The 23127-nt window shown below is 68.9% G+C and carries 19 protein-coding genes and 1 pseudogene; 4 read left to right on the top strand and 16 right to left on the bottom strand.

Features of this window, described 5'->3' with window-relative positions:
* Window positions 1-84 precede the first annotated feature (84 nt).
* The 6 genes from ACFYOH_RS13690 to ACFYOH_RS13665 form a co-directional block, all read right to left on the bottom strand.
* On the bottom strand, window positions 85-1176 hold the full coding sequence (locus tag ACFYOH_RS13690; RefSeq protein ID WP_388625029.1) for a tetratricopeptide repeat protein: 1092 nt from the start codon (window positions 1174-1176) through the stop codon (window positions 85-87).
* Window positions 1173-2342: a DUF4331 family protein gene (locus tag ACFYOH_RS13685; protein WP_388625027.1), complete on the bottom strand. Its 1170-nt coding sequence runs from the start codon at window positions 2340-2342 to the stop codon at window positions 1173-1175. The genes ACFYOH_RS13690 and ACFYOH_RS13685 overlap by 4 nt, the downstream gene beginning before the upstream one ends.
* 36 nt (window positions 2343-2378) lie before the next feature.
* Window positions 2379-3707: a Dyp-type peroxidase gene (locus ACFYOH_RS13680; protein ID WP_388625024.1), complete on the bottom strand. Its 1329-nt coding sequence runs from the start codon at window positions 3705-3707 to the stop codon at window positions 2379-2381.
* Between the two features lie 108 nt (window positions 3708-3815).
* Window positions 3816-4439, bottom strand: coding sequence for a hypothetical protein (locus tag ACFYOH_RS13675; RefSeq protein WP_388625005.1), 624 nt, complete (start codon window positions 4437-4439; stop codon window positions 3816-3818).
* A 584-nt stretch (window positions 4440-5023) separates the two neighbouring features.
* Entirely contained in the window at window positions 5024-5377 is a 354-nt protein-coding gene (locus tag ACFYOH_RS13670; RefSeq protein ID WP_388625022.1) for a DoxX family protein, read from the bottom strand.
* 141 nt (window positions 5378-5518) lie between these two features.
* Entirely contained in the window at window positions 5519-6445 is a 927-nt protein-coding gene (locus ACFYOH_RS13665) for a pirin family protein (protein ID WP_388625020.1), read from the bottom strand.
* Window positions 6446-6497: 52 nt separating this feature from the next.
* On the opposite strand from ACFYOH_RS13665, the gene ACFYOH_RS13660 reads away from it, so the two are divergent.
* Window positions 6498-6965: a MarR family winged helix-turn-helix transcriptional regulator gene (locus ACFYOH_RS13660; RefSeq protein WP_388625018.1), complete on the top strand. Its 468-nt coding sequence runs from the start codon at window positions 6498-6500 to the stop codon at window positions 6963-6965.
* A gap of 301 nt (window positions 6966-7266) precedes the next feature.
* Window positions 7267-9003: an FUSC family protein gene (locus ACFYOH_RS13655; RefSeq protein ID WP_388625015.1), complete on the top strand. Its 1737-nt coding sequence runs from the start codon at window positions 7267-7269 to the stop codon at window positions 9001-9003.
* On the opposite strand, the gene ACFYOH_RS13650 is transcribed toward ACFYOH_RS13655, so the two are convergent.
* The 6 genes and pseudogenes from ACFYOH_RS13650 to ACFYOH_RS13625 all read right to left on the bottom strand — a co-directional run bounded on the left by ACFYOH_RS13650 (window position 9000) and on the right by ACFYOH_RS13625 (window position 15976).
* Window positions 9000-9587, bottom strand: a complete 588-nt coding sequence (locus ACFYOH_RS13650) for a TetR/AcrR family transcriptional regulator (RefSeq protein WP_388625012.1) — start codon at window positions 9585-9587, stop codon at window positions 9000-9002. The genes ACFYOH_RS13655 and ACFYOH_RS13650 overlap by 4 nt on opposite strands.
* Before the next feature lie 110 nt (window positions 9588-9697).
* On the bottom strand, window positions 9698-11209 hold the full coding sequence (locus tag ACFYOH_RS13645) for an MFS transporter (protein WP_388625010.1): 1512 nt from the start codon (window positions 11207-11209) through the stop codon (window positions 9698-9700).
* A 46-nt stretch (window positions 11210-11255) separates the two neighbouring features.
* Window positions 11256-12593 (bottom strand): NAD(P)/FAD-dependent oxidoreductase, encoded by a 1338-nt coding sequence (locus ACFYOH_RS13640; RefSeq protein WP_388625945.1) that lies wholly within the window; start codon window positions 12591-12593, stop codon window positions 11256-11258.
* A 108-nt stretch (window positions 12594-12701) separates the two neighbouring features.
* Window positions 12702-13649: pseudogene (gene cydB / locus ACFYOH_RS13635) on the bottom strand (cytochrome d ubiquinol oxidase subunit II); the annotation flags it as partial.
* A 21-nt stretch (window positions 13650-13670) separates the two neighbouring features.
* Window positions 13671-15218, bottom strand: a complete 1548-nt coding sequence (locus tag ACFYOH_RS13630) for a cytochrome ubiquinol oxidase subunit I (RefSeq protein ID WP_388625008.1) — start codon at window positions 15216-15218, stop codon at window positions 13671-13673.
* A 134-nt stretch (window positions 15219-15352) separates the two neighbouring features.
* Entirely contained in the window at window positions 15353-15976 is a 624-nt protein-coding gene (locus ACFYOH_RS13625) for a hypothetical protein (protein WP_388625005.1), read from the bottom strand.
* 429 nt (window positions 15977-16405) lie between these two features.
* On the opposite strand from ACFYOH_RS13625, the gene ACFYOH_RS13620 reads away from it, so the two are divergent.
* Window positions 16406-16876 (top strand): hypothetical protein, encoded by a 471-nt coding sequence (locus ACFYOH_RS13620; protein ID WP_388625002.1) that lies wholly within the window; start codon window positions 16406-16408, stop codon window positions 16874-16876.
* Window positions 16877-17024: 148 nt separating this feature from the next.
* Window positions 17025-18161 carry a HoxN/HupN/NixA family nickel/cobalt transporter gene (locus tag ACFYOH_RS13615; protein WP_388624999.1) on the top strand — a complete coding sequence of 379 codons (1137 nt, stop codon included), beginning with the start codon at window positions 17025-17027 and terminating at the stop codon, window positions 18159-18161.
* Window positions 18162-18254: 93 nt separating this feature from the next.
* Here ACFYOH_RS13615 and ACFYOH_RS13610 read toward each other — a convergent pair whose 3' ends face one another.
* From ACFYOH_RS13610 to ACFYOH_RS13595, 4 genes are all read right to left on the bottom strand, one after another.
* Window positions 18255-18872 (bottom strand): malonic semialdehyde reductase, encoded by a 618-nt coding sequence (locus tag ACFYOH_RS13610; RefSeq protein WP_388625944.1) that lies wholly within the window; start codon window positions 18870-18872, stop codon window positions 18255-18257.
* A 69-nt stretch (window positions 18873-18941) separates the two neighbouring features.
* Window positions 18942-20960 carry an acetoacetate--CoA ligase gene (locus tag ACFYOH_RS13605; protein ID WP_388624996.1) on the bottom strand — a complete coding sequence of 673 codons (2019 nt, stop codon included), beginning with the start codon at window positions 20958-20960 and terminating at the stop codon, window positions 18942-18944.
* On the bottom strand, window positions 20957-22579 hold the full coding sequence (locus ACFYOH_RS13600; protein ID WP_388624994.1) for a bifunctional 3-(3-hydroxy-phenyl)propionate/3-hydroxycinnamic acid hydroxylase: 1623 nt from the start codon (window positions 22577-22579) through the stop codon (window positions 20957-20959). The genes ACFYOH_RS13605 and ACFYOH_RS13600 overlap by 4 nt, the downstream gene beginning before the upstream one ends.
* A partial coding sequence (locus ACFYOH_RS13595; RefSeq protein ID WP_388624992.1) for a fumarylacetoacetate hydrolase family protein occupies window positions 22576-23127 on the bottom strand: 552 nt, incomplete at its 5' end. The genes ACFYOH_RS13600 and ACFYOH_RS13595, both read right to left, overlap by 4 nt.

Raw genomic sequence — 23127 nt, 5'->3', positions numbered from 1 at the left:
GCGAGGTGGTGCGGGGTCGGCCGGACGCACCCTCTGACGTCCGGCCGACCCCGTCGGTGCCCCATGGCCGCCGCCGGTCGACGGCTATGGGGCAGCTTGTGCAACCTGGTTCTGCGCGAGGACAGCGCGCTGGAACAGGGCATGGGCTCGGGCTGTCTGGCGGAATGCGAGGTTCTGCAATGCCAGTTGGAGCCCGCGGTCCGCGTCGTCCCCCACGGTGAGCCAGAAGTCGGCCGCGTGGTCGGCGTAGGCCTCCGGGTGACGCAGCACCAGGTCGTCGTAACGCGCTGCCGCACGCTCGCGCCACTGTTTCGCCTCGTGGACCCGGCCGACTGCGTGCAGCGCGGCCGCGAAATGGGCGGCGTACTCCGGGTCGTCGCTGGTCCGGGTGAGAGGACGCAGTAGGGCGACAGCGGCGTGAAACGATCCGCGCGACAGCTCGACCTCGGCCAGGTGGCCGAGTGCCGGCGCGTAGCCGGGTACCCGTTGCCGGGCGGCTTCGTACCAGGAGCGGGCCCCATCGAGGTCGCCCTCGCGGTGCCACATCACACCGCGCCTGAAGTCCAGCTGGGCCGGCGGGAACGGCGAGGTCGCCCGGTAGCGTCGCCGCGCCTTGTCGAACAGCCGCTCCGCCTCGGTGACCTCCCCGCGCTCCGCGTGGAGCACGGCGAGCGCGCCGAGCGTTGAGAACTCGCTCTGCCGCTCCCCCGCTTTGTGGATCAGGGCCATGGCATCCGTGAAGCAGCCGAGGGCCTGCAGGACAACGGATCGTTCCGCGGCCAGTGTGGCCTCGTCCGCGCCGCTGCGGCCCGCCGCACCGAGGTCTGCGGCGGCCTCGGCGAAGCGGTGCAGGGTCGCTCGGGACCTGGCTCGGGCGAGGAGGGCGGTAGCGTCGTCCGGTGCCGCCTGCACCAGCCGCTCAGCCAGGGCCGCCGCCTGTTCGTAGTCGGCGACGCGGCCCAGGAGATGGCCCCGGAGGTTGAGCAGGTCGATCAGGGCTGCCCCTTGGGCCACCACCAGAGGCGCCGACGCCGCCGAGTGAGCTCCCTGCGCCTCCCCCGCAACCGTTCGGCTGAGCCGTAGCGCCAGCCCGTCGATCTGCGCGTGCAGATTCGTCACGGCGATGGTGCCGCTCGTCGTGACCGGCTCGCACTCCTGGGTGGACGCCCCGGTCATGCCGCTTCCTGGGGAGGCATCATCGCGGCCAGGCGGGCGCCCAGGTCCGGCGGGGTCGGGTTCGGAGCGTTGAGGTAGGGGAAGGTGCGGGTGGCCGGCTTGGTCGCCTGGTCGACGCCGTCGCTGAGGCGCTCGCCGTCGACGCCGCCCACGAGCAGGGTGTAGAGGGTGTCCACGATGTCGTCGTTGAGCGAGCGGCCACCGCAGGTGGTGTGCGGGCGGCCGGCGACCAGGGCGGTCTCGATCTCGAAGCAGCCGTCCTCGGAGAAGGGCTTGGACAGGTCGACGACGAGGAAGTCCGCGAGCAGCAGTTCGGTCAGCGGGTGGTTGCCCTGCTCGTCCAGCGGCCAGTCGGTCTTGCCGTCCAGGCCGTCGAACCAGGCCAGGTTGGCGTTGAACCGTGCGCGGTAGGCGCCCGCGTAGTCGGGCCGGATGTTGAAGGTGTCTTCCTCGTTGTAGAGGTCGCGGATCTCCAGGTCACGGTTGACGGTGTCGTACTTCTTGCTCGACAGGACCACGTTCTTGATCTCCGGTCGGCCCATGCGCTCCAGCTGGATCGGGCGCAGCCCCCCCGAGGTCAGGGTCTCGCCGACGACCGCCACCAGTGAGCCGGCGGCCGGTCCGAGCACCGCGGCGTCGACCTCGAGGACGATGCTCAGCACGTTCAGGTCCTCAAGGACGTTGTCGGCGTCGGGCCTGAGGGACAGCTGCCCGGTCAGATCGGTGGCGATCACGCCCACGAAGTCGATGAAGAACGGGTCGAGCCGCGATCCGGCGAAGATCTTCAGGCCTTCGGCCTCGGTGGGCACCTCGTTGCCGACCTGGAAGGCGACCGTCCGGCCGCCGGGCGCCCGGCACGTGCCCATCTGCACCAGAGTGTCGGCGCCGTCGAGCTGGTGGGGGGCGGCGAAGGTGAAGTCGAACAGGTACTCGCCCTCGCCGACTTGGAAGGCCGCAGCGGCGCCCTCGGTCACGGACGTGACCGGCCGGACACGGAAACGGTGGGTGATCGCGTCGGAGAACAGCGCCGTGGGGGCCGAGGCCGGCAGCACGTTGAGGACGAGCACCAGGTTCCCCGGCCGCTCCGGGCTCGGGAAGGCGTAGACGTCGCAGATGTCGGATGCGGGGTCGGCCATGACGCGCGGCCCGGAGAAGTGGTCAGCCATGAGAAAGCTCCTTGTCGTGTTGCGGGCGGGGAGAGGTCAGGTGTCGAGGTCGGCGATCCAGCGCAGCGCCGAGAGCCCAGGCATGAAGCAGTACTCGCCGCCCCGGTTGACGACGAACGGCGGAAGCCCCTTGAAGCGGCGCCGGATCGGCTCGCGCGGGATGGTGAACTGGCCGTCCTCGTTCCCGCCGATCAGCGGGTCCTTCTCGTCGGGGGCCCCGATGAACTTGCCGTCGTTCAACCACTGCCGCTGCACGAACTCGAACTGCCGCGCGAGGTGGGCTCCGACGAAGGCGAACATGATGCCGCGGTCGGCGCCGTCGTCCTCCAGCACACCCTTGGGCAGCGGCGGACCATAGGTCGTGCCCCGCCTGATCATGCGGTGCAGGCGCACCTCACCGGTGACGACCGCGTCCCGCGGGTTCATCCGGCGGGCGTGGGCTCCCACGGGGCACTTCAGGCCCTGCGGGTCGTCGCCGTACATGAAGTCGTTGTTGCGCGCGGGATCGGCACCGAGTTCCGGATCGTCCTTGTCCGGCATCAGTGCCAGCGGGGCGCCACTGGGCCAGCGGCCGACGAACTTGGCCGCGATCAACTCCTCGTCCGCGGGGTCCTTGGCTCGGTCGCGTATGTACTGACGGAACTCCGCCACTCGCGTGTGCAGTTTGCGGAAGACCACGTACGTTCCGTTGCGGCCGAGCACCTCGGGCTGCGGGACGGGTGCGATGTCTCCGGTCTCGTCCTCGTATCCAAGGACGAACTCGCCTGCCTTGAGCGGGACTTCTCGGGGGTTGGTGCCGGGAATCCCGGTGCCCTCGATCGCCGGCTGACCGATGCCGTCGCGGAAGCCGAACGGTTCCTTCTCGTCCGGTCCGACGTGGACGTCCTGCTGCCAGATGGGGACTACCCCGGGCAGATCGCGCAGGGCGTCACGGGCGAGGAGGACGATCGTCTCCAGGCGGGCGTCGTCCGGGGCGAGGGCGGCCAGGATGATGTGCACGTCCTCCGACCCCAGCGGGCCTTCCCAGTTCTCCGGCGCGCTGTCCCCCACGTCTCCGAGTTCGTCCGCCCGCGCGGCCATGCCCTCCTGGAACTCGGGCGGGAAGGTGGCCAGCGATTCCTCGGGCACGCCCAGGGCCTTCAGACCCTGGAAGCTGAGTGCCACCGCAAGCGAGACCTGGCGCTGGGGGTCGAACGAGGCGACCGAGTCGAGGACGGGAGTGAGTCGCCGCAGCAGCTCGCGTCCCTGCCGCCGGTCGTCGATGCGAAGGGCGAGGTAGGAGCCCGCGTAGGGCGTCGGGCGTGGCTCCAGGGCGGCTGCCTGGATGTCGTCGAGTTCTAGGGCGCTGCCCTTGACCGTGGTCATGATGCCTTCCAGAACTGTGTAGCGAGGGCGCGGTCGTCACGCCCGGTGGGGTTCCTGGGAGGGGGTGGGAGGTGCCACCCCCTCCCAGGGGTGTGGGGGGTCAGCGGGTCAGCTGGCGGCCTGGGCGAGGAGGGGCTTGAGGGCGGGGTGGGCGAGGGCTTCCTCGGCGGTGGGGTCGTCGAGGACTTCCTGGAAGGCGGCGTCGAGCTTCTGGGCCTTGACGACCTGGGGCATGGTGAGGGTGCCCAGGGGGTTGAAGTAGGAGGCGGCCTGCTCCTGGCCGTCCTGGAGGATCTTCTTCAGGCGGGCGGTGGAGTTGCGGACGTTGTCCTCGAAGTCCGGGCGGTCCATGTCGGTCAGGGCGCTCATGCCGCCGGCCTCCTCGACCCAGGCGAACAGCTCGTCCCACTCGGTGGTGTGCTGCAGCCAGTCCGCGAAGTGCTCGAAGCCGACGGTCAGGATTGCGTCGTCGACGTAGGGGTCCCACTCGGTCTCGAAGGTGGTGGCCCACAGCAGCATCCTGCCGCCGTCGAAGACCACGTGCCGGGTGTCGCGCAGACCGGTCTTGATGGTCTGCGCCGGGTCCTGGCGGCGCAGCTCCTCCACGAACCGCTGGACCGCCGCCCGGATCTCTTCCTCGTGTCCCGGCTTGATGTGGAAGTAGGTGGCCAGCTCGGAGACGACCCCGTCGGTGCGGCCCTTGCCCGCCTTCTTCGTGAGCGTAGCGGTCATGGTTTCCTCCAATAGCACTTGTGCGTGAATGCGGTGGCATCTACGGCATCTGCGGATGGTCGCGAGTTCTGCGCTTTCACGACCCCCTCTGTGAGACAGATTGCCTCACAACCAATCTATGAGTCAACTTGTCTCACTATGACCTGGGTCACATTCACGGTGGCACTCGCGACGTACTGGGGCCGGGCGCTCAGCCGAGCAGCATGTCGACCGCCTCACCGCGCCCTGGCCGAGCTGATGGCCCAGCACTTCGAGCGCACCTTGCTGGTCCTGTGCGCCACGCTCGCCGGTAAGGCGAGCACACCGTCGGACCGGCCGCGTGCACGTGGCGCTCCGGCCGACGGGTGCAGGCGGAGCACCGCTGGAAGACGACTCTCAGCAGCCGGGCGACGGGACGACCAGGACGAGCGAGGCCACGACATTCCGGACACCGGCCACACCGTATGGATCCACCACTTCAGACCGCCCGAGGACTTTGCCCAGGTGCTGCCGGCCAGTCCCACCGCCACACGCGACAAGGTGACCGGCAGGCTCGGTCACCTGCCCGTGTCCTGGGCGGCCGAGGAACCGGGGCGTGGCGGCGCTCAGGAGCTGGCAAGTCGCGTGATCACTACGGCTGCGGCCACTACCGCGAACAGCAGAGCCGGGATGAGGGCCTTGGGGGCGTCCTTCATGCTCAGGTGCGCGCGCATGGCGCCGGCGCACACCAGAAGCAGTCCACCGGCAGCCGCCACGCCCAGCGGCCAACACCACAGGCCGACGACGACTCCGACGGCCCCGGCCAGCTCCAGCAGCCCGATGGCTCGGAAGGCGGTGGTCGAGTAACCCATGCGCTCGGCATCGGCGGCCGCGGAGGGCTGCGCGAGAGCCTTGGGGAGTCCGGCAGCGGCGAAGCCGAGGGCCGTCAGGGCGGAAAGGATCACTGTCGCGGTGAACATCGAATACCTCATGTGAGCGGGGACCGCCAGGCAGGCGGTCTGAAATGGGGGCGGTGTCGCCGAATGTGGCGCTTGGGAGTCGCGGAACGCTGCCCGATATCAAGACGCCGGGCAAGACGAGGGTTGCGGGGTGCTCAGGCGTCAGCGGTACTGAAGGCGGGCCTGGTTCGGGATGCCGCCGAACCTGCCGCTCTGGAAGTCGCGAAAGGCCTGCTCGATCTCGTTCGTGCTGTTCATCACGAACGGGCCGCCCATCACGACAGGCTGACCGATCGGCTCACCGCTGTAGACCATGACCACGCTGAACTCGTCGCCGTCGGCGGTCTCGAGTGTGATGGTCGAGAGGGGAGCCTGAGAAAGGGGATCGGACCAGGCGGTCTCACCTGCGCGAACGAGGCGCCCGGCGATCGTCACGGTGCCGGACAGGACGTGGAGGAAGGCACGGTCCCGGCCCGGCAGCAGATGATCCAGGCGCCGGCCGGGCTCGAGGGTGATCACCGCCCCGGAGATGGGCCAGTTGTTCAGTGCGGGACCTTGGACACCGCCGGCCTCGCCCGAGATCAGGTCGATGCGGGCGCCGTCTGTTTCGACGACCGGTCGCCGGCCGGCCAGCAAGTCCTGGTACCGGGTGTCGACCATCTTCATCTCGCGCGGAAGGTTCACCCATAGCTGCAGGGTGTGCGCCCGTTCGTTGCGGAAGGCGAGTTCCCGGTGAATGATTCCGCGCCCTGCGGTCATCCACTGCACGTCTCCCGTCGTCAGCGCGCCGGCGTGACCGATGTTGTCGCCGTGCTCCAGAACGCCGTCGAGGACCAGGGTGACCGTCTCGACACCACGATGGGGATGCCATTCGAAGCCCGGTGAGGAGAACCAGTCCTCGCTCAGCAGCAGGAACGGATCCGTGAGTTCCGGCCTCAGCGGAGTGATGATCACGTTCCTGTCGTCGACCTGCGCGTCCGGTCCGAAGTGCACCTTCCTCTCGACGCGGACGACGCTTCGTTGCGCTGCGCCTTGCGGGACCTCCATGGCGTGCATTGGTTCCTTACCACCCTCGAGTTGATGTGTCACCTCAACAGTACGGCGGCGAGTTGATGTGTCAACCCGTCGCTATGATGAGGACATGGAGCAGCAGGCATTGAGTGAGCGCGAGCTGTGCGCCTGGCGGGCGTTCTTCCAGATGCAGGAGGTTCTGCGATCACGTATCGAGCAGCAGCTCCAGACTGGCAGCGGCCTGTCGAACGCCGATTACACGGTGCTCGTCGCCCTGTCCGAAGCCCCCGGCGGACGGTTGCGTGCCCATGAGCTCAGCCACGAGCTGGGCTGGGAGAAGAGCCGCCTCCACCACCAGCTCACCCGCATGTGCAAGCGCGGCCTGGTGGAGCGCCGGAGCGGCGCGTCACGCGCCATGTACGCGGTGATCACGACAGAAGGGCGGACCGCCCTGGAAAGAGCCGCGCCCAGCCATGCCCAGGAGGTGCGGCGCCTGGTCATCGACCGTCTCACACCCGAGCAGATCGAACACCTCGCCGAGATCTCCCATGCCATCCTTGACCATCTGCAAACGGATCACCCGGCTGTCGGCGAGTGACTCAGCAACGGCTCTCGCGCTGATCGGCGGGATGGTGAGAGCCGGTCACGAGCCGACCCAAGAGCTCTCGGCGCGGGTACAACACCAAAGCCGGCCCCTCACCACCGCGGACATCGAGATGATCCGCGTCCAGGGCGGTCCATGGCCCCGCAAGCTGACCGTCCTTGTCACGAACTGAGCTGGGCCGTGCTCGACGGGCGCACCGCGGGGCGTTGAAATGAGACCAGCGCTACGGCAACCAGGACCCACTCCCATGGCACCCACAGCAGAAACCCGGCAGTCGCGCCGTCCACGAACGGCTGTGACCACGTGGCTGCGCCGGACCCTGAGCGCAGCGCGCGCGGGGTTTCCGCTCGCCGCCGCCCTGCGCGGCGTCGTCGCTCTGGCTCTTCCCCTCCTGCTCGGGCTGTGGACAGGACACATGGTTCCGGCCGTGTTCGCCGGGATCGGTGCCCTGTGGGGTGTGGGGCAGGACGGCTCGTCCCCCTACCGCTTGCGCATGCAGCGACTGCTGGCCGTAGGGCTGGCCAGCGCCCTCGGCCTGCTCATCGGAGAACTCGCGCTGCGCAGTGGGCACGCGGCGGCAGTGGCGGGCTGTCTGGTCTCCACCGCTGTGGTCGGGGGACTGATCAGTCTGCGTGGTCCCGTTCTCTCCGTGACCGGCATGCAATTGCTCCTCGGAGCCGCCGTCGGCAGCGGCATCGCCCTGTCCGGACCCTGGTGGCAGCCGCCCCTGGCACTGCTGTCCGGAGTGCTCCTGGTCACCTTCTTGTCCACGAGCCCGTGGCTGTGGCGGCGGCACCGGATCGAGTCCGACTCCGTGCGCGCCGTGTACCACGCCGCCGCGCAGGCGCTGACGGCCGTCGGCACCCCGCACGCCGAGGCCGCACGACGCTCCATGACGCTGGCGCTCAACGACGCGCACGACGCCATGGCCCCCGACCTGGCGGCCGCAATCCGCCATAGGCCGGAAGATCCCGACACCAGTCGACTGCTCGACGCTCTGCGCCTCGCCGTTCGCCTCGGCGAGGTGGTGTCGGCGCTCGTGTGGGAGGGACGCCCCCTCCCACCCGTCGTGGCCGACCTCCCCTTGAAGATGGCCGAGCGCCTGCTTCCCACAGGAAGGAGCACCGCCACCGGGCAGAGCCTCTTGCCGGCCGAGAAGGCGGCACCCGAGCGCGACCTGCGCTCACCCGCAGTACGAGCGCTTGTGGAACTGTGCGGGACAGCCGACGCGGAAGCCGGCGCGGACGTGGTCCTCTCGGTACCGGCACGCCCACGCCCAGGTCGGACCGTCCGTCTGCGGTACGCCGTTCTGCTCTCTGCCTGTGTCCTCGTCGCCCACATCAGCGCCGTCCTGCTGCACGGCCCGCGAGGTTACTGGCTGCCCATGACCGTGGCCTTCATCTACAAGCCCGACTTCGGCCCCGTCCTGCGCCGGGCGGTGCACCGCTGCGTCGGCACGGTCGTCGGCGTCGCCGCGATCGGTGCGGTTGCCCTGCTGACCGGCAACACCCCGTACGCACTCATCGGGACGGTGGCGGTCTTCGGCGCGCTCATGGCCGTAGGCGTCCGCCATCACTATGCCGTCGCCACCACCGGTCTGACCGGGATCGTCTTCGTCCTCGTCGATCTGCTCGGAGACCACCGGACGCTGTACGCCACCCGCATCCTGGACACCACCCTGGCCGCGGCCATCGTGCTGGTGGCGAACTTCCTGGTGTGGCCGGACTCCGCCGGCAGTTGGGCCGCGACGCAGACCGAAGCCGCTCTGATCGCCGTCCGCCGCTACCGCGACCTGGCGCCGAACGCCACGTCCGCCCAGCGCCAGACACTGCGCCGCGCCGCCTACCGCCGCCTGGCCGACGCCCGGCGCGCGGCGGCTCAGGCCCGCGCCGAACCTCTCCCGCCCAAGCGCACCCTTCCGGACTGGGAGGCAACGATCACAGCCGCCGAGCAGGTCTGCGACGCCGTTACAGCCGAGATCCTGGCCGACACCGCAAGCTCCGGAGGAGATCATGCGCCGGGCAGTGTCTAGGCCCAGGCCCGCAGAGCGGCATCCACGACGATCTCCACCGTGTCACGCCCCAGACGGTTCCCAGCGATGAAGCGCTCGAAGAACAGGGGGCCGACCGTGGCCATGGCCATGGTCTCGGCAGTGACGTCGGACCGGAGCTGGCCGCGCTCGACGGCCGCGGCAACAGCGGGACGCACGGCATCGGCGATCTGGGTCATCAGCGTCTGCCGGAGGTGGCGCATACCTTCGTCGTTCCGTGAGCCACCGATGACCGCGACGAGAACGGCACCGGTGTTCTCGTCGTCCAGCCGCTCGGCGAGAACGCCCAGATTATGGATGAGCTCAGCTCGCGGATCGTGACCCGAAGCGGCCCGAATCTCCTCGGGCACCGGGGGCAGTGGGGGCATGCCGGCCTCCAGCGCGGCCAGGCGAAGCTCGAGAAGGCCGGGCCAGTGCCGGTAGACCGTGGCCCTGCCGACGCCGGCCCGGGCGGCGACCGCTTGATGCGTCACGGCCTCCAGCCCGCCCTCCGTGAGCAACTCGGTGGCCGCCGCGACCATGGCCTCGCGACTGCGCAACAGACGCGGATCAGTTCTGACTTGCATCTACTCCACCTTTCTGTGGGACGATGCGTCTACAGCGTCACTATGAGTCATCTTGTCTCATAGTAGAGGAAGAGAGAAGCCCCAGACCCGTACGACTCGCGCGGCGTACGTCACATGTGAACGGCGGGTGCGGCACTCTCGTCGTGCTGCGGCACGCCACGGCGGTACAGCAGTACGGTCACCACCAGACCCACCACGAAGACGGCCGCCGACCACCAGTAGGCCGTGGAGTAGCCCTCGAGACCAGCCTGTGCCAGGACGCCGGGGTCCTTGGGGTTGCGGCCGGAGAGGTAGTTGGTGGCGGCGTCGGAGGCCATCGTGCTGAGCAGGGCGACGCCGATGGACCCCCCCACCTGCTGGACGGTGTTCACGGCGGCGGACGCGACTCCGGCATCGGCCGCGGCCACGCCGGAGGTGGCCAGGCTCATCGCGGGCGCGATCACCGTGCCCAGTCCGACGCCGACGAGCACCAGCTGGGGCAGCACCTGCGTCATGTATCCGCTGCCCAGGTCCAGCGTGGTCATCCACACCAGGCCGGCGGCCGCGATGGCCATCCCCAGCGGAACCACCGGCTTGGGACCTATGCGCCGCACCAGGACGTTGTTGGCCACCGCCGACGCGGACGACGACGCCACGATCATGGGCAGGAAGGCGAAGCCCGTCTTCAGGGCGCTGTAGCCGAGGCTCTGCTGCAGGTAGTAGGTGAGGAACAGGAACACGCCGAACATGCCCGCGCCGGTGACGAAGAGGGCGGCGAAGGAGGCACCGCGGTTGCGGTCCAGCAGGACCCGCAGGGGCAGCAGCGGATACGCCGCCCTGGTCTGCCACCACACGAAGACGGCAACCAGTACGGCTCCGGCCGCCAGCATGCCCCAGGTCGCCGACGAGCCCCAGCCGTGCGTCTCGGCGTTCGAGAACCCGTAGACCAGGCAGAACAGGCCGATGGAAACCAGCAGAGTGCCGAGGACATCGAGCTTGGAGGACGTATCGCGCGGCGTGCGGTGCAGCAGAGCGGCCCCACCGACGAACGCCACCCCCGCGAAGACCACGTTGACGTACATGGTCCAGCGCCAGTCCAAGTACTGGGTCAGCACCCCGCCGAGGATCAGGCCGATGGCTCCGCCGGCACCGGCGATCGAGCCCGCGACGGTGAAGGCCTTCGCCCGCTCGCGCGGATCGGTGAAGGTGGTCATCAGGAGCGACAGCGCGGACGGGGCCAGCAGGGCGGCGAACAGGCCTTGGACGGCGCGCGCGATGACGAGCATGGCGAAACCGTTCGCCGCACCTCCCACCATGGAAGCGGCCGCGAAGCCGGCCAGCCCCACCAGGAAGGTCACCTTCTGACCGACCAGGTCCGCGACCCGGCCACCGAGCAGCAGCAGGCTGCCGAAGGCCAGTGCGTAGGCGGTGACCACCCACTGCCGGTCGGCGTCCGAGAAGCCGAGGTCGTGCTGGGCGGACGGCAGGGCGATGTTCACGATGGTGCCGTCGAGGACACCCATCAGCATGGACAGGGAAATGACCAGCAGGATCCACCAGCGGCGCTGGTGCGACGGGTCGACAGACGCATTCTCAGGTGCGGCCTCAGCGCCGCGAGCTGCGGCGATGGCGTTCTGGGACATGGGGACAGCCCTCCAGACAAGGACAGACACAAAGGGGGGGAAGGGATCAGGTACGGCTGCGCGGCGGCGTGGCCGCTTCGGTGAACGGGTCGCGCGGGTGCTCCAGTTCGATGAGGCCCACGGTGTCCCGCTTGAGCAGGGAGGCCAGGAACCAGTCCACGAACACGCGTATCTTGCGGTTCAGCGTCGGGACACGGCTGCCGTGGTAGAGCCGGTGGAACCACCACGCCGGCCGTCCCTTGAGCTTGAGCTTGTTGAACAGGATCGCGACGCCTTTGTGGAGGCCGAGGCCGGCCACCGCGCCGAGGTTCTTGTGCCGGTACTCCTTCAGCGGTCGTCCGCGCAGAGCGGCGATCACGTTGTCGGCCAGCACAGGGGCCTGTCGTACGGCGTGCTGCGCGTTGGGCGGGCACCACGCGTCCTGTTCGCCGGCCAGGTCGGGGACCTGGGCGTTGTCGCCTGCGGCCCACACGTGATCGAAATCCCTGACCTGCAGCGTGGGCAGGGTGTCGACGTGGCCGCGCGGGCCGAGCGGCAGGCCGAAGTGGGCCAGGGCGGGGTTGGGGCGGACGCCGGCGGTCCACACGATCGTCGAGGCGTCCGTCTCGACACCGTTCGCCAGTACCACGTGCTGGTCGGCGCAGGACTCCATGGAGGTCTCGAGGTACACCTCGATGCCGCGTGCCTGGAGCTTCTCCATCGTCCAGACACCGAGGTCCGCACCCATCTCGGGCAGGATGCGACCGGCGGCCTCGACCAGGATGAAGCGCATGTCTTCCCTACTGACATTGCGGTAGTTACCGGCGGCGTCGCGGGCCATGTCCTCGACCTCCGCGATGGTCTCCACGCCGGCGAAGCCTCCCCCTACGAAGACGAAGGTCAGCGCCTTGCGCTTCACCGTCTCGTCCGACGTCGAGTCCGCCCGGTCGAGCTGGGCCAGGACGTGGTTGCGCAGGCTGATGGCCTCCTCGACCGACTTCATGCCGATGGCGTGCTCGGCCAGGCCGGGGATCGGGAAGGTGCGGGAGACCGAGCCGAGCGCGACGACCAGGTGGTCGAAGGGCAGCTCGAGCGTGTCACCCGCCGCGGTGCTGACGTGGGCGACCTTGTCCGCCTGGTCGACGGAGACGACGTGGCCGGTGACCACTTCCGCGCCGGTCAGAACGCCGCGCAGCGAGGCGACGAGGTTGCGCGGGGCCACGTTGCCGGCTGCCGCCTCCGGGAGGAAAGGCAGGTAGGTCATGTACGAGCGGGGGTCCACGACCGTGACGGTCGCCTCGCCGCGGCGCAGCTTCTTCAGCAGGCGCACCGCGGTGTAGAGGCCCACGTAGCCGCCGCCGGCGATGAGGATGCGCGGCCTGTCCGGGACAGGGGCAAGGGTCATGACGGTTCCTTGTGCGTGAGACGGGACGTGAGAGCGTGCGGGAGCGGCTCCGGATGAGTCGGCCCGCGGGATGTGCTGGGTGCCGATGCGCTTGCGGAACACCCAGTACGTCCAGGCCTGATAGCCCATGACCAGCGGCGCGAAGACTGCGCCCACCCACGTCATGATCCCCAGCGTGTAGGCCGAGGAGGACGCGTTGGTGACGGTCAGACTCCAGGCCGGGTTCAGCGTGGACGGCATGACGTCGGGATAGAGCGTCAGGAACAACGTGGCTGCCGTGGCCGCCACCGTGGCGGCGGAGAAGGTGAACGCCCACCCCTCCCGGCGAGCCCTGGTGCAAGCGAGTGCGATGCCCCAGGCCACCAGCGCGACGAGCACCGTCACCAAGCTGCGGCTGTTGCCACGGTCCCCTTGCGTCCAGAGCAGGAAGGACGCGGCGGGCGCGGTGGCCGGAACGCCGAGCCTGAGGGCCAGAGTTCGGGCACGGTCACGGATGTCGCCGACCGTCTTGAGCGCGACGAACACCGCTCCGTGGACGGTGAAGACAGCCAGCAGGGTCACAGCGCCGAGCAGCGCGTACGGGTGGAACAGGCCGCTCAGGCCGCCGGCGTAGACGTGCCGCCGGTCGATGGCCACGCCGTGGACGATGTTGGCGAAGACCAGCCCCCACAGCAGCGGCGCCAGCAGCGAGCACCAGAAGATGGCGTGCTCCCAGTTCCGTTTCCAGCGGACGCTGTCGCGCTTGGCGCGGTACTCGAACCCCACCGCCCGCACGATCAGGCAGACCAGGACGGCGAACAGGAGAAGGTCGAAGCCGCTGAACAGGGTGGCGTACCAGCCCGGGAAGGCGGCGAAGGTCGCGGCGCCGGCCGCGATCATCCAGACCTCGTTGCCGTCCCAGACGGGCCCGATGGTGTTCAGCAGCACGCGGCGTTCGGGCTCGTCACGGGCGAGGAGCTTGGTGAGCACGCCGACGCCGAAGTCGAAGCCCTCCAGGACGAAGTAGCCCGTCCAGAAGAAGGCGATGAGCAGGAACCAGAAGTCGTGGAGGTGCATGGCGAAGGTCCTGACGGCTGGTCAGTAGGCGAATGTGAGGATCTTGTCGTCGTCCTCGGCGGAGGACGGACCGCGCAACCGGGGGTCACGCTGCGGCGGCTGCTCGTCGAGCCGGGGCCCGGCCGTGGCGTACTTGACCATCAGCTTGACTTCGATGACGGCGAGGATCCCGTACAGGAAGGTGAAACCGATCAAGGTGGTGAGCATCTCCCCGGCGCTCACCCCCGGTGACACGGCGTCCGAGGTGCGCATCAGGCCGTAGACCACCCAGGGTTGGCGGCCTGTTTCCGTGAAGATCCATCCGAAGGAGTTCGCGATCAGCGGGAATCCCAGGGTCCAGACGGCGGCCCGCCAGGCCCACTTGGTCAACACCGGCCCGAGGGCCCGGTTCTTGGTGAGCATCAGGTGCGGGACCTCGTCCGGCCTGGTGACGAAGTCCTGCGCGATCCAGCGCCGGTTGCGGGTCAGCCACAGCCCCACCACGCCGATGGCGACAGACGCCATCCCGAATGTGATCATGAAACGGTACGACCAGTACTCCAGCGGGACGTTGGGAAGGTAGTCCCCCGGTGCGCCGCCGTATCGCGCCGCCATGGCCGACGCCGCGTTGTTGATGCCGGTAACAGGAGTGTGCGGGTCGCTGTGGGCGAGCAACGACAGCACGTACGGGATGTCGACGTCGACGGAGTTCTGGTGCTTGCCCACGTTCGGGACGGCGAACAGCGAGAACGGGGCGTTCGCCGCGGTGTTCCACAGACCTTCACCGGCGGCCATCTTCAACGGTTGCTGGTCGACCATCAGTTTGCCGAGGGCGTCGGCGTCGAGGACAGTGGCGAAGCCCGCGACGGCGAGCACGGCGAGGCCGACCCGCAGGGAGGTCCGCATGACGCTCACCCGTCCCGACTCCACCACGCCGCCCCGGGCCTGGGTGCGCTTCGCGCGCCACAGGTGCCAGGCGGCGATGCCGGTCACCAGCGCTCCCCCGGTGACGAAGGCGGCCGTGAGCGCGTGCAGGGCGGCGAACACCGCCGTGGGCTGCAGGAGCACCTCGGTGAAGTCGGTCAGCCGGGGTCGGCCGTGGTCCATCCGGTAGCCGACCGGGTGCTGCATCCACGAGTTCGCCGCCAGGATGAAGTACGCCGACAGCACGGTGCCGAGGGACACCATCCAGATGCAGAACAGGTGCAGGCGGCGGGGAAGCTTGTCCCAGCCGAACATCCACAACCCGATGAAGGTGGATTCGAAGAAGAAGGCGATGATCGCCTCCATCGCCAGCGGCGCCCCGAAGATGTCGCCCACGAAGCGGGAGTACGCCGACCAGTTCATGCCGAACTGGAACTCCTGGACGATGCCGGTGACCACGCCCATCACCATGTTGATCAGGAAGAGCTTCCCCCAGAACTTGGTGGCGTGAAAATACTTGTCCTGCTTCGTGCGCACCCACGCCGTCTCCAGACCGGCCGTGATGCCGGCCAGACTGATCGTCAGCGGCACGAAGAGATAGTGGTAGACGGTGGTGATTCCGAACTGCCAGCGGGCTATCACGTCGGGGGACATGGGCGTGTGCACTCCCTCTCCAGGGAATCCGTCAGGCGACTTTGTGAAAGTGAATACATTCACAAAGTCGCCTGCGGTTAGCGATCGAGGTCCTGGGAGGAAGCGGGAATGGTCGCTCCCTCCCAGGGGTGTGGGGGGTCAGCGGGTCAGCTGGCGGCCTGGGCGAGGAGGGGCTTGAGGGCGGGGTGGGCGAGGGCTTCCTCGGCGGTGGGGTCGTCGAGGACTTCCTGGAAGGCGGCGTCGAGCTTCTGGGCCTTGACGACCTGGGGCATGGTGAGGGTGCCCAGGGGGTTGAAGTAGGAGGCGGCCTGCTCCTGGCCGTCCTGGAGGATCTTCTTCAGGCGGGCGGTGGAGTTGCGGACGTTGTCCTCGAAGTCCGGGCGGTCCATGTCGGTCAGGGCGCTCATGCCGCCGGCCTCCTCGACCCAGGCGAACAGCTCGTCCCACTCGGTGGTGTGCTGCAGCCAGTCCGCGAAGTGCTCGAAGCCGACGGTCAGGATCGCGTCGTCGACGTAGGGGTCCCACTCGGTCTCGAAGGTGGTGGCCCACAGCAGCATCCTGCCGCCGTCGAAGACCACGTGCCGGGTGTCGCGCAGACCGGTCTTGATGGTCTGCGCCGGGTCCTGGCGGCGCAGCTCCTCCACGAACCGCTGGACCGCCGCCCGGATCTCTTCCTCGTGTCCCGGCTTGATGTGGAAGTAGGTGGCCAGCTCGGAGACGACCCCGTCGGTGCGGCCCTTGCCCGCCTTCTTCGTGAGCGTAGCGGTCATGGTTTCCTCCAATAGCACTTGTGCGTGAATGCGGTGGCATCTACGGCATCTGCGGATGGTCGCGAGTTCTGCGCTTTCACGACCCCCTCTGTGAGACAGATTGCCTCACAACCTCTCTATGAGTCAACTTGTCTCACTATGACCTGGGTCACATTCACGGTGGCACTCGCGACGTGACCTCCTCATTCGCGATCGACGCCAACAGCGCTCGACAGTTCCGTACGCCATATGGTACGAATTGTCTCGCTTCCATACGACGTATGGAAATTGCGCAGTGCCGCCGTATCTGTGGCCTGCGTCGAACGTCGGCCGCAGTCGGCCCTCACAAGGGGTTAATCACGCCGTTGCGGCCTCGACTACCGATGGCGCATCCATCACTCGCACCAGCAATCGCTGGGGAGCGGACTGCGCCCGCCTGAAGGGAAAATCATGAGGAAGCTCACGAAGCGCTTCGCTCTCGCTGTCGCCTCCACCGCGGTCGCGGGTGGAGCCGTTCTCGGTGCCGGTGGCACCGCCTCTGCCGCGACGCCTCTGTCCGAGCATGTCCAGCGCTCAGCGGTGAGTATCAAGACCGACGGTCACCGCTGGGACCGCGATGTCTCCTACCGGCACGGCCACGAGTACAAGTACTGCCGGGACGACTACCGCGGCCGACAGCGCAACATCGGGGACAGGTACACCTATTGGGACCGGTACGACCGTCACGTTCGCTACTGCAGCTGGGACGACGAGTACCGCGGCCGGCAGCACGACAGAAACTACCGGTACGACCGCGAGTCGAACCGGTACGACTACGACTGGAACCGGTACGACCGCAACTCGTATCGGAACGACCACGGCTCCTTTCGGAATGACGGCGACTGGAACCGCTACGACCACGACGGGAACCGCAACCGGTGACACTGACGCCGCTTGCGCTGCGGACTCAGCCGGGCCCGTGGCTTGAACGCGCTTGAGGCGCCCGGTGGACGGGAGCGGGCTCAATTGGCCCCTTCTCCCCTACCGGGCGCCTCACGGCCTGTCTCGTAGAAACGAAGGAAGACCACGCATGACAGCCGCACGCACGGCTACCAGCAGATCCACTTCCCGCTGGCGCCGCATATCCGGTTCGATGAGCCGCGCCGAGTGGGGCCGCGTCGCCGGAATGGGCGTCTTCATCATCGGACTCCACGTCATCGGGTGGTTCACGCTGGTCGCGATCGTGGCGCCGGAGCACTACAGCCTGGGCACCAAAGGTTTCGGAATCGGCATTGGAGTGAGTGCCTACACCCTCGGCATGCGGCACGCCTTCGACGCGGACCACATCGCGGCGATCGACAACACCACTCGGAAACTGATGGAGGAGGGCCGACGTCCGCTGTCGGTGGGCTTCTGGTTCTCCCTGGGGCACTCCAGCATCGTGTTCTTCCTGGCGCTCTTGCTCTCCCTGGGCATCAAAGCCCTCGCCGGACCGGTACGGGACGACAACTCCGAGCTGCACCACGTAACCCAGGTGATCGGTACGACCGTCTCCGGGGCCTTCCTCTACATCATCGCCATCATCAACAGCATCATCCTGGCGGGTATCTGGGCTGTGTTCCGGCAGATGCGCTCGGGCCACTTCGACGAGGCCGCGCTGGAGCAGCAGCTCAACAATCGTGGCCTCATGAACCGCCTGCTGGGACGCGTGATGCAGTCGATCACCAGGCCTTGGCAGATGTATCCCCTCGGCCTTCTGTTCGGTCTCGGCTTCGATACCGCCACCGAGGTCGCACTGCTGGTGCTGGCAGGCTCTGGAGCGGCATCCGGGCTGCCCTGGTACGCCATTCTCTGCCTGCCGGTACTCTTCGCGGCCGGCATGAGTCTGCTGGACACCATCGATGGTTGTTTCATGAACTTCGCCTACGGCTGGGCCTTTTCCAAGCCAGTGCGCAAGGTCTACTACAACCTCGTCATCACCGGCCTGTCCGTCGCCGTCGCGCTGATCGTCGGCACTGCCGAGCTGCTGGGCCTGCTCGCCGACAAGGCCGGCCTGCACGGCGCGTTCTGGGACTGGGTCGGTGGCCTGGACCTCAACATCATCGGCTTCGTCATCGTGGGACTCTTCTTCGCCACGTGGGGTACTGCGCTGGCCGTGTGGAAGTTCGGGCGGATCGAGGAGAAGTGGACCGCTGGGCTGCGGCCGGCCGAGCAGCAGGCCGACTGACAGCGGTAGTGCCCCTCCCCCATCGCCCGCACGTGCCGCTCCTGGCGGCACGGGCGGGCGCAGCTGCAACGGTGCTGGGGACCGACCGGGTCGTCAGGCCCAGGCGACGGCGTCCTCAACGGGGACGCGGGGCAGCCTCGGGAACCAAGGGTCGGCACCGGGATGACCGATGTTGACCACCAGATGTGAATGCCAGCTGGTACCCGTGAAGAACTCATCGTCCACGCCGGCCCTGTCGAAGCCCGCCATGGGGCCGGCGGCGAGGCCCGCCGCGCGCACCGCGAGAAGGAAAACCCCTGTCTGCAGTGCGGAGTTGTAGCCCGCGATGCTTTCGCGCTTCTCGGTCTGGTCGGCGAACGCCGCTCGCAGCATCTCGCCGCGGGCCGGGAAGACGGTCGGCATCTGGTCGTGGAAGTCGACGTCGTACGCGAGGATCGCCACGGCCGGCGCACTGAGGGTCTTGGCCCTGTTGCCCTCGTCGAGATGCCGGACCAGTCGCTCCTTGCCCTCACGGGTGCGCACGAAGAGGACACGCAGAGGCTGGCCGTTGGCTGCGCTCGGCGACCAGCGGGCGAGCTCCCAGATCGTGGCGAGTTCGTCGTCGGTGACAGCCGTGGTGGCGAAGGTGTTTGCGGTGCGGGCTTCGGTGAAGAGGATCTTTCGCCCGGCATCGTCAAGGACATCGAGGGGCTGTTGTTCGCGGTCGGTGATGCTCACGGTTTCTCTCTTGCTTCGGTGTGGGGTTGGTGTGGTGTCGGGGCAGGGTCTCCGCTCCGACGGTCAGGTGTGGTCTGTCGACCGCTTCTTGCGCTCCGCGCCCAAACGGGCGAAGTAGGCGATCAGTTCGGGGTTGTCGACGGCTCCGGGGTTGAGGACCTGCGCGGCGGCAGCGCCTTGAAGGAGCCGCTTGACAGGAACCTCGAGCTTCTTGCCGGTCTTCGTGTGAGGCAGGGCCGGTACGGCGAGGATCTCGTCGGGGAGGTGGCGGGGTGAGGCTCCGGCGCGGATCGCGTCGCGGATCCGGTCGCGCAGCCCGTCGTCCAGGACGGTCTCTTCGGCGAGGACCACGAAGAGCGGCATCCAGTAGCCGCCGTCGGGTTCCTCCGCGCCGATGACGAGGGCCTCGGTGATCTCGGGGAGGCGTTCGACGATGTCGTGGATGTCGGCGCTGCCCAGGCGCACGCCGTTGCGGTTGAGGGTGGCGTCGGAGCGGCCGTGGACGATCACCGAGCCGTGGGAGGTGTGGGTGATCCAGTCCCCGTGCCGCCACACGCCCGGGTAGGCGCTGAAGTAGGCGTCGCGGTAGCGGCTGCCGTCAGGATCGTTCCAGAAGTACAGCGGCATCGACGGCATGGGCCGGGTGACGACGAGTTCGCCGACCTGGTCACGGACCGGGGTGCCCTCGGAGTCGTAGGCGGCCAGTGCCACGCCCAGGTTGGGGGCGGACAACTCCCCTGCCCAGACGGGGGTCGTGGGTGCGCTTCCGGCGAAGCCGGAGACGACGTCCGTGCCGCCGCTGGTGGAGGCCAGTTGGATGCCTTCGCCCACGTGGTCACGGACCCACGGGTAGGTGGATGCGGGCAGGGCGGAGCCCGTGCATCCGATGACACGGACGGCTGACAGGTCGTGCGCGGAGGGTTCGATGCCCAGTTTGGCCATGGCCAGCAGGTACTGGGGGCTGGTGCCGAGGACGGTGACCCGGTGGCGGGCCGCCTGCTCCCACAGGATGTCCGGGCGGGCCTGCGGCGCGGGGCTGCCGTCGTAGGTGCAGGTGGTGGCTCCGGTCAGCAGGGTGGAGACGACCAGGTTCCACATCATCCAGTGGGTGGTGGTGTACCACAGCAGCCGGTCCCCGACGCCCAGGTCGCAGTGCAGGCCGAGGGTCTTGAGGTGCTCCAGCAGGACGCCGCCGTGCCCGTGGACGATGCCCTTGGGCAGGCCGGTGGTACCGGAGGAGAACACGACCCACAGCGGGTGGTCGAACGGCACCGGGGCGATGGTGAGGTACTCGGTGCGGGTGGCCGCGTCCTCCCAGGGAACCACCAGTCCCGAGGGTTCGCCTTCGGGCCAGGTGAGGCCCACGTGGTCCACGAGCACCGTGCCCTTCAGCGTCGGCAGGGCGGCTGCCAGCTCGAGCGAGGCGGTACGGCGGTCGTGCGTGGCCCCGTTGAAGAGGTAGCCGTCCGCGGTGACGAGCACGGCCGGTTCGAGCTGGGCGAAGCGGTCGGCGGCGGCCTTGGGTGCGTAGTCCTGGCCACAGACCGACCACACCGCGCCCAGGCTGGCCGTTGCGAGGAAGGCGACGATGGCGTGGGGCGTGTTGGGCAGGTAGCCCACTACCCGGTCGCCCTGTCCGACGCCCAGGTCGCGCAGGGTGGCGGCGACCGAGGCGACCTGGGCGCGCAGCTGCCGGCCCGTGATCTCGTAGCCGGCTCCGGTCTCGTCCAGCGCGGTGATCGCGGGCGCGTCCGGGTGCAGGTTGCGCACCGCGTGATGGGCGTAGTTGAGAGTGGCGCCCGGGAACCAGCGTGCGCCGGGCATGGTTTCCTCGGCCAGCACGTTTTCGTACGGAGTCGTTGAGTCGATGTCGAAGTACTGCCACACCGCCTCCCAGAACCCTTCGAGGTCGGTGACGGACCAGCGGTGCAGAGCCTCGTAGTCGGTGGGTTCGTCAACTCCCTCGGCGCCCTGGTGACGTGCGGCCCACCGGGCGAAGTCGGCGATGCGGCTGCGGGCGGCCGCCTTCGGGTCGGGAGTGAAGAAGGGGGCCGGGTACGGCGTGGGGTGCGGGGTGGTCATGGTGTGGTGCTCCTCGGCGGGGGAACGGCCCGGGCATCAGGCGCACGGCGGCCCGTGTGCAGCAGGGGAGCCCAGGCGGCGGTGCCTGTGAAGTCGCCGGTGCCGGCGGGGACGGTGTCCATCACGACGCGGTCGGGGCGCAGCAGGACGGCGTCCGAGCGGCCGCCTGCCAGCCAGGCCGCCAGAGTGCCGTCGTCGCCCAGGTCGTCGACGTGGATCGGCGGTGCGCCCAGGGCCGTGGCCACGGCCGTCATCCGGGCTGTGGGCGGCACAGCGGTCAGGACGGCGAACGAGTTTCCGAGGACGTCATCGAGGCGGACCGCCCCGCCGTCGTGCCGTACCCAGGGCTGCGGGCAGAACGTTCCGGCCAGTGTCCGGCCGGCCATCCGGGGGTGACGCCGTACGAGCGGGCCGGCGGTCAGAGCGGGGCTGAGGTCGCGGCTCACTGCCGCGGTCACGCCGGGGATGCGGCAGGCCGTTCCCACGAGAGTCCGGCGGAATGCCGCACCGCGGCCCTGGCCGCCGGTCATGGCCCAGCCCACGGCGACCGCGACGCGGATCAGGTGGCGTGCGTGCGGCTTGCGTTCGTGCTCGTAGGTGTCCAGCAGTCCGTCGTGTGCGCCCTGTCGCAGGACACGGGCGAGTTTCCAGGTGAGGTTGTAGGCATCGCGCAGCCCGGCGCACAGGCCCTGCCCGACGAAGGGCGGGGTGAGGTGGGCGGCGTCGCCCAGCAGGAAGACGCGCCCTTGGCGCCAGCGGTCGGCGAGGCGGGCCCGGAAGGTGTACTGCGCCTGCCGGATCACCTCGAAGTCGTCGTCCTCTGGCCCGTCGGACGGCAGATCCACCCAGGGGGCGACCAGCTCGCGCAGGCGCTCCCGGCCCTCCGCGCCGTCCAGGCGCTCGTCGTCGTCCAGCCGGAACTCCCAGCGGTAGCGGTCCTCGCCGACCCGCATGTAGGTGGCCGGACGGGTGGCGCAGCAGATCTGCTCGGCTCCCTCCCAGCTGTTCACCCGGCGGCTGGTGCGCACGTCGATGACGCGCCAGCTCTCCTCGAAATGCAGGTCCTCCCAGACGGCACCGATGGCCTCTCGGGTGAGGCTGCCCGCACCGTCGCAGCCGAGGACGGCGTCGGCCCAGAGGTGCTCCTCCTCGTCGCTGCCGTCGCGGCGGAAGGTCACCCGCACCGGAGCCGTCCCGTCGGCGGGCTGCGTGACGGACACGGCCTCCACGCCGCCCCACAACTCGCATTCGGGGCGGCGCGCCAAGGCGCGCCGCAGCAGGCGCTCCAGCTCGGGCTGGTCGAACATGTTGGTCTGCGCGAAGCCGTGGTGGCCCTGCAGGGATCGCGGGAACTCGGTGATCAGGCGGCGCCGGGGATCCAGGAGCCGCAGGCCCGGCGCCGGGCGCGAGACGGCTGCGAACTCCTCGTGGATGCCGACGCTCTGCAGGATCCGGCAGATCTCGTCGTCCGCGACGACGGCGCGTGGCAGGGGATAGATGTCCCGGTGGCGTTCGAGGAGCAGGCTGCGTACCCCGTGCCGGGCGAGCAGGAGGGCGGCCGTGACCCCGACCGGTCCCGCGCCGATGATCACCACCGGTCTCCGGGCTTCGGCGCTCACCTCGCGTCCGCCACGGCGGTCCGCTGCTCACCGAGGTCGATCCGCCCGTCCGGGGTGGCGATCGTGGCGGTGATGAGGTCACCGTCACGCAGGTAACGCGGGTTCCTGGCCTGGCCCTTGAAGAACGCCTTCCACCTCGCCGCGGGCGGCAGCAGCGCACTGATCTTCGCGACCGGCGCGGGCGGGGCCTTCAGGGCGGTGCCGCCGGGCGTACCGGTCAGCAGCAGATCGCCCGGGTCGAGGGTCTGGAAGCGGGCGAGCAGGGTGAGCGCCTGCGCGGGCCGCACGATCATGTCGGCGAGCGTGCGGTCCTGACGCGGTACGCCGTTGACGTTCAGCCGCAGCCGCAGGTTCAGCAGATGGGCGAAGTCCTCGGGCTCCAGCAGGGCCAGGTACGGGCCCGTCGGCGTGAAGGTCGGGTATGACTTGCTCTCGTAGAACTGGGTCTTGGTCAGCTGGACGTCGCGGGCGCTGACGTCGTTGGTGAGGACGAGCCCGGCGACGTACGAAGAAAGGTCCTGCTCCTCCACAACTGTGCCCACCGGGAG

Source organism: Streptomyces sp. NPDC007856, assembly GCF_042868225.1.
Lineage (GTDB): Bacteria > Actinomycetota > Actinomycetes > Streptomycetales > Streptomycetaceae > Streptomyces.
The sequence above is the reverse complement of the archived record's forward strand: the minus strand, read 5'-3'. Positions and strand labels throughout refer to the sequence as shown.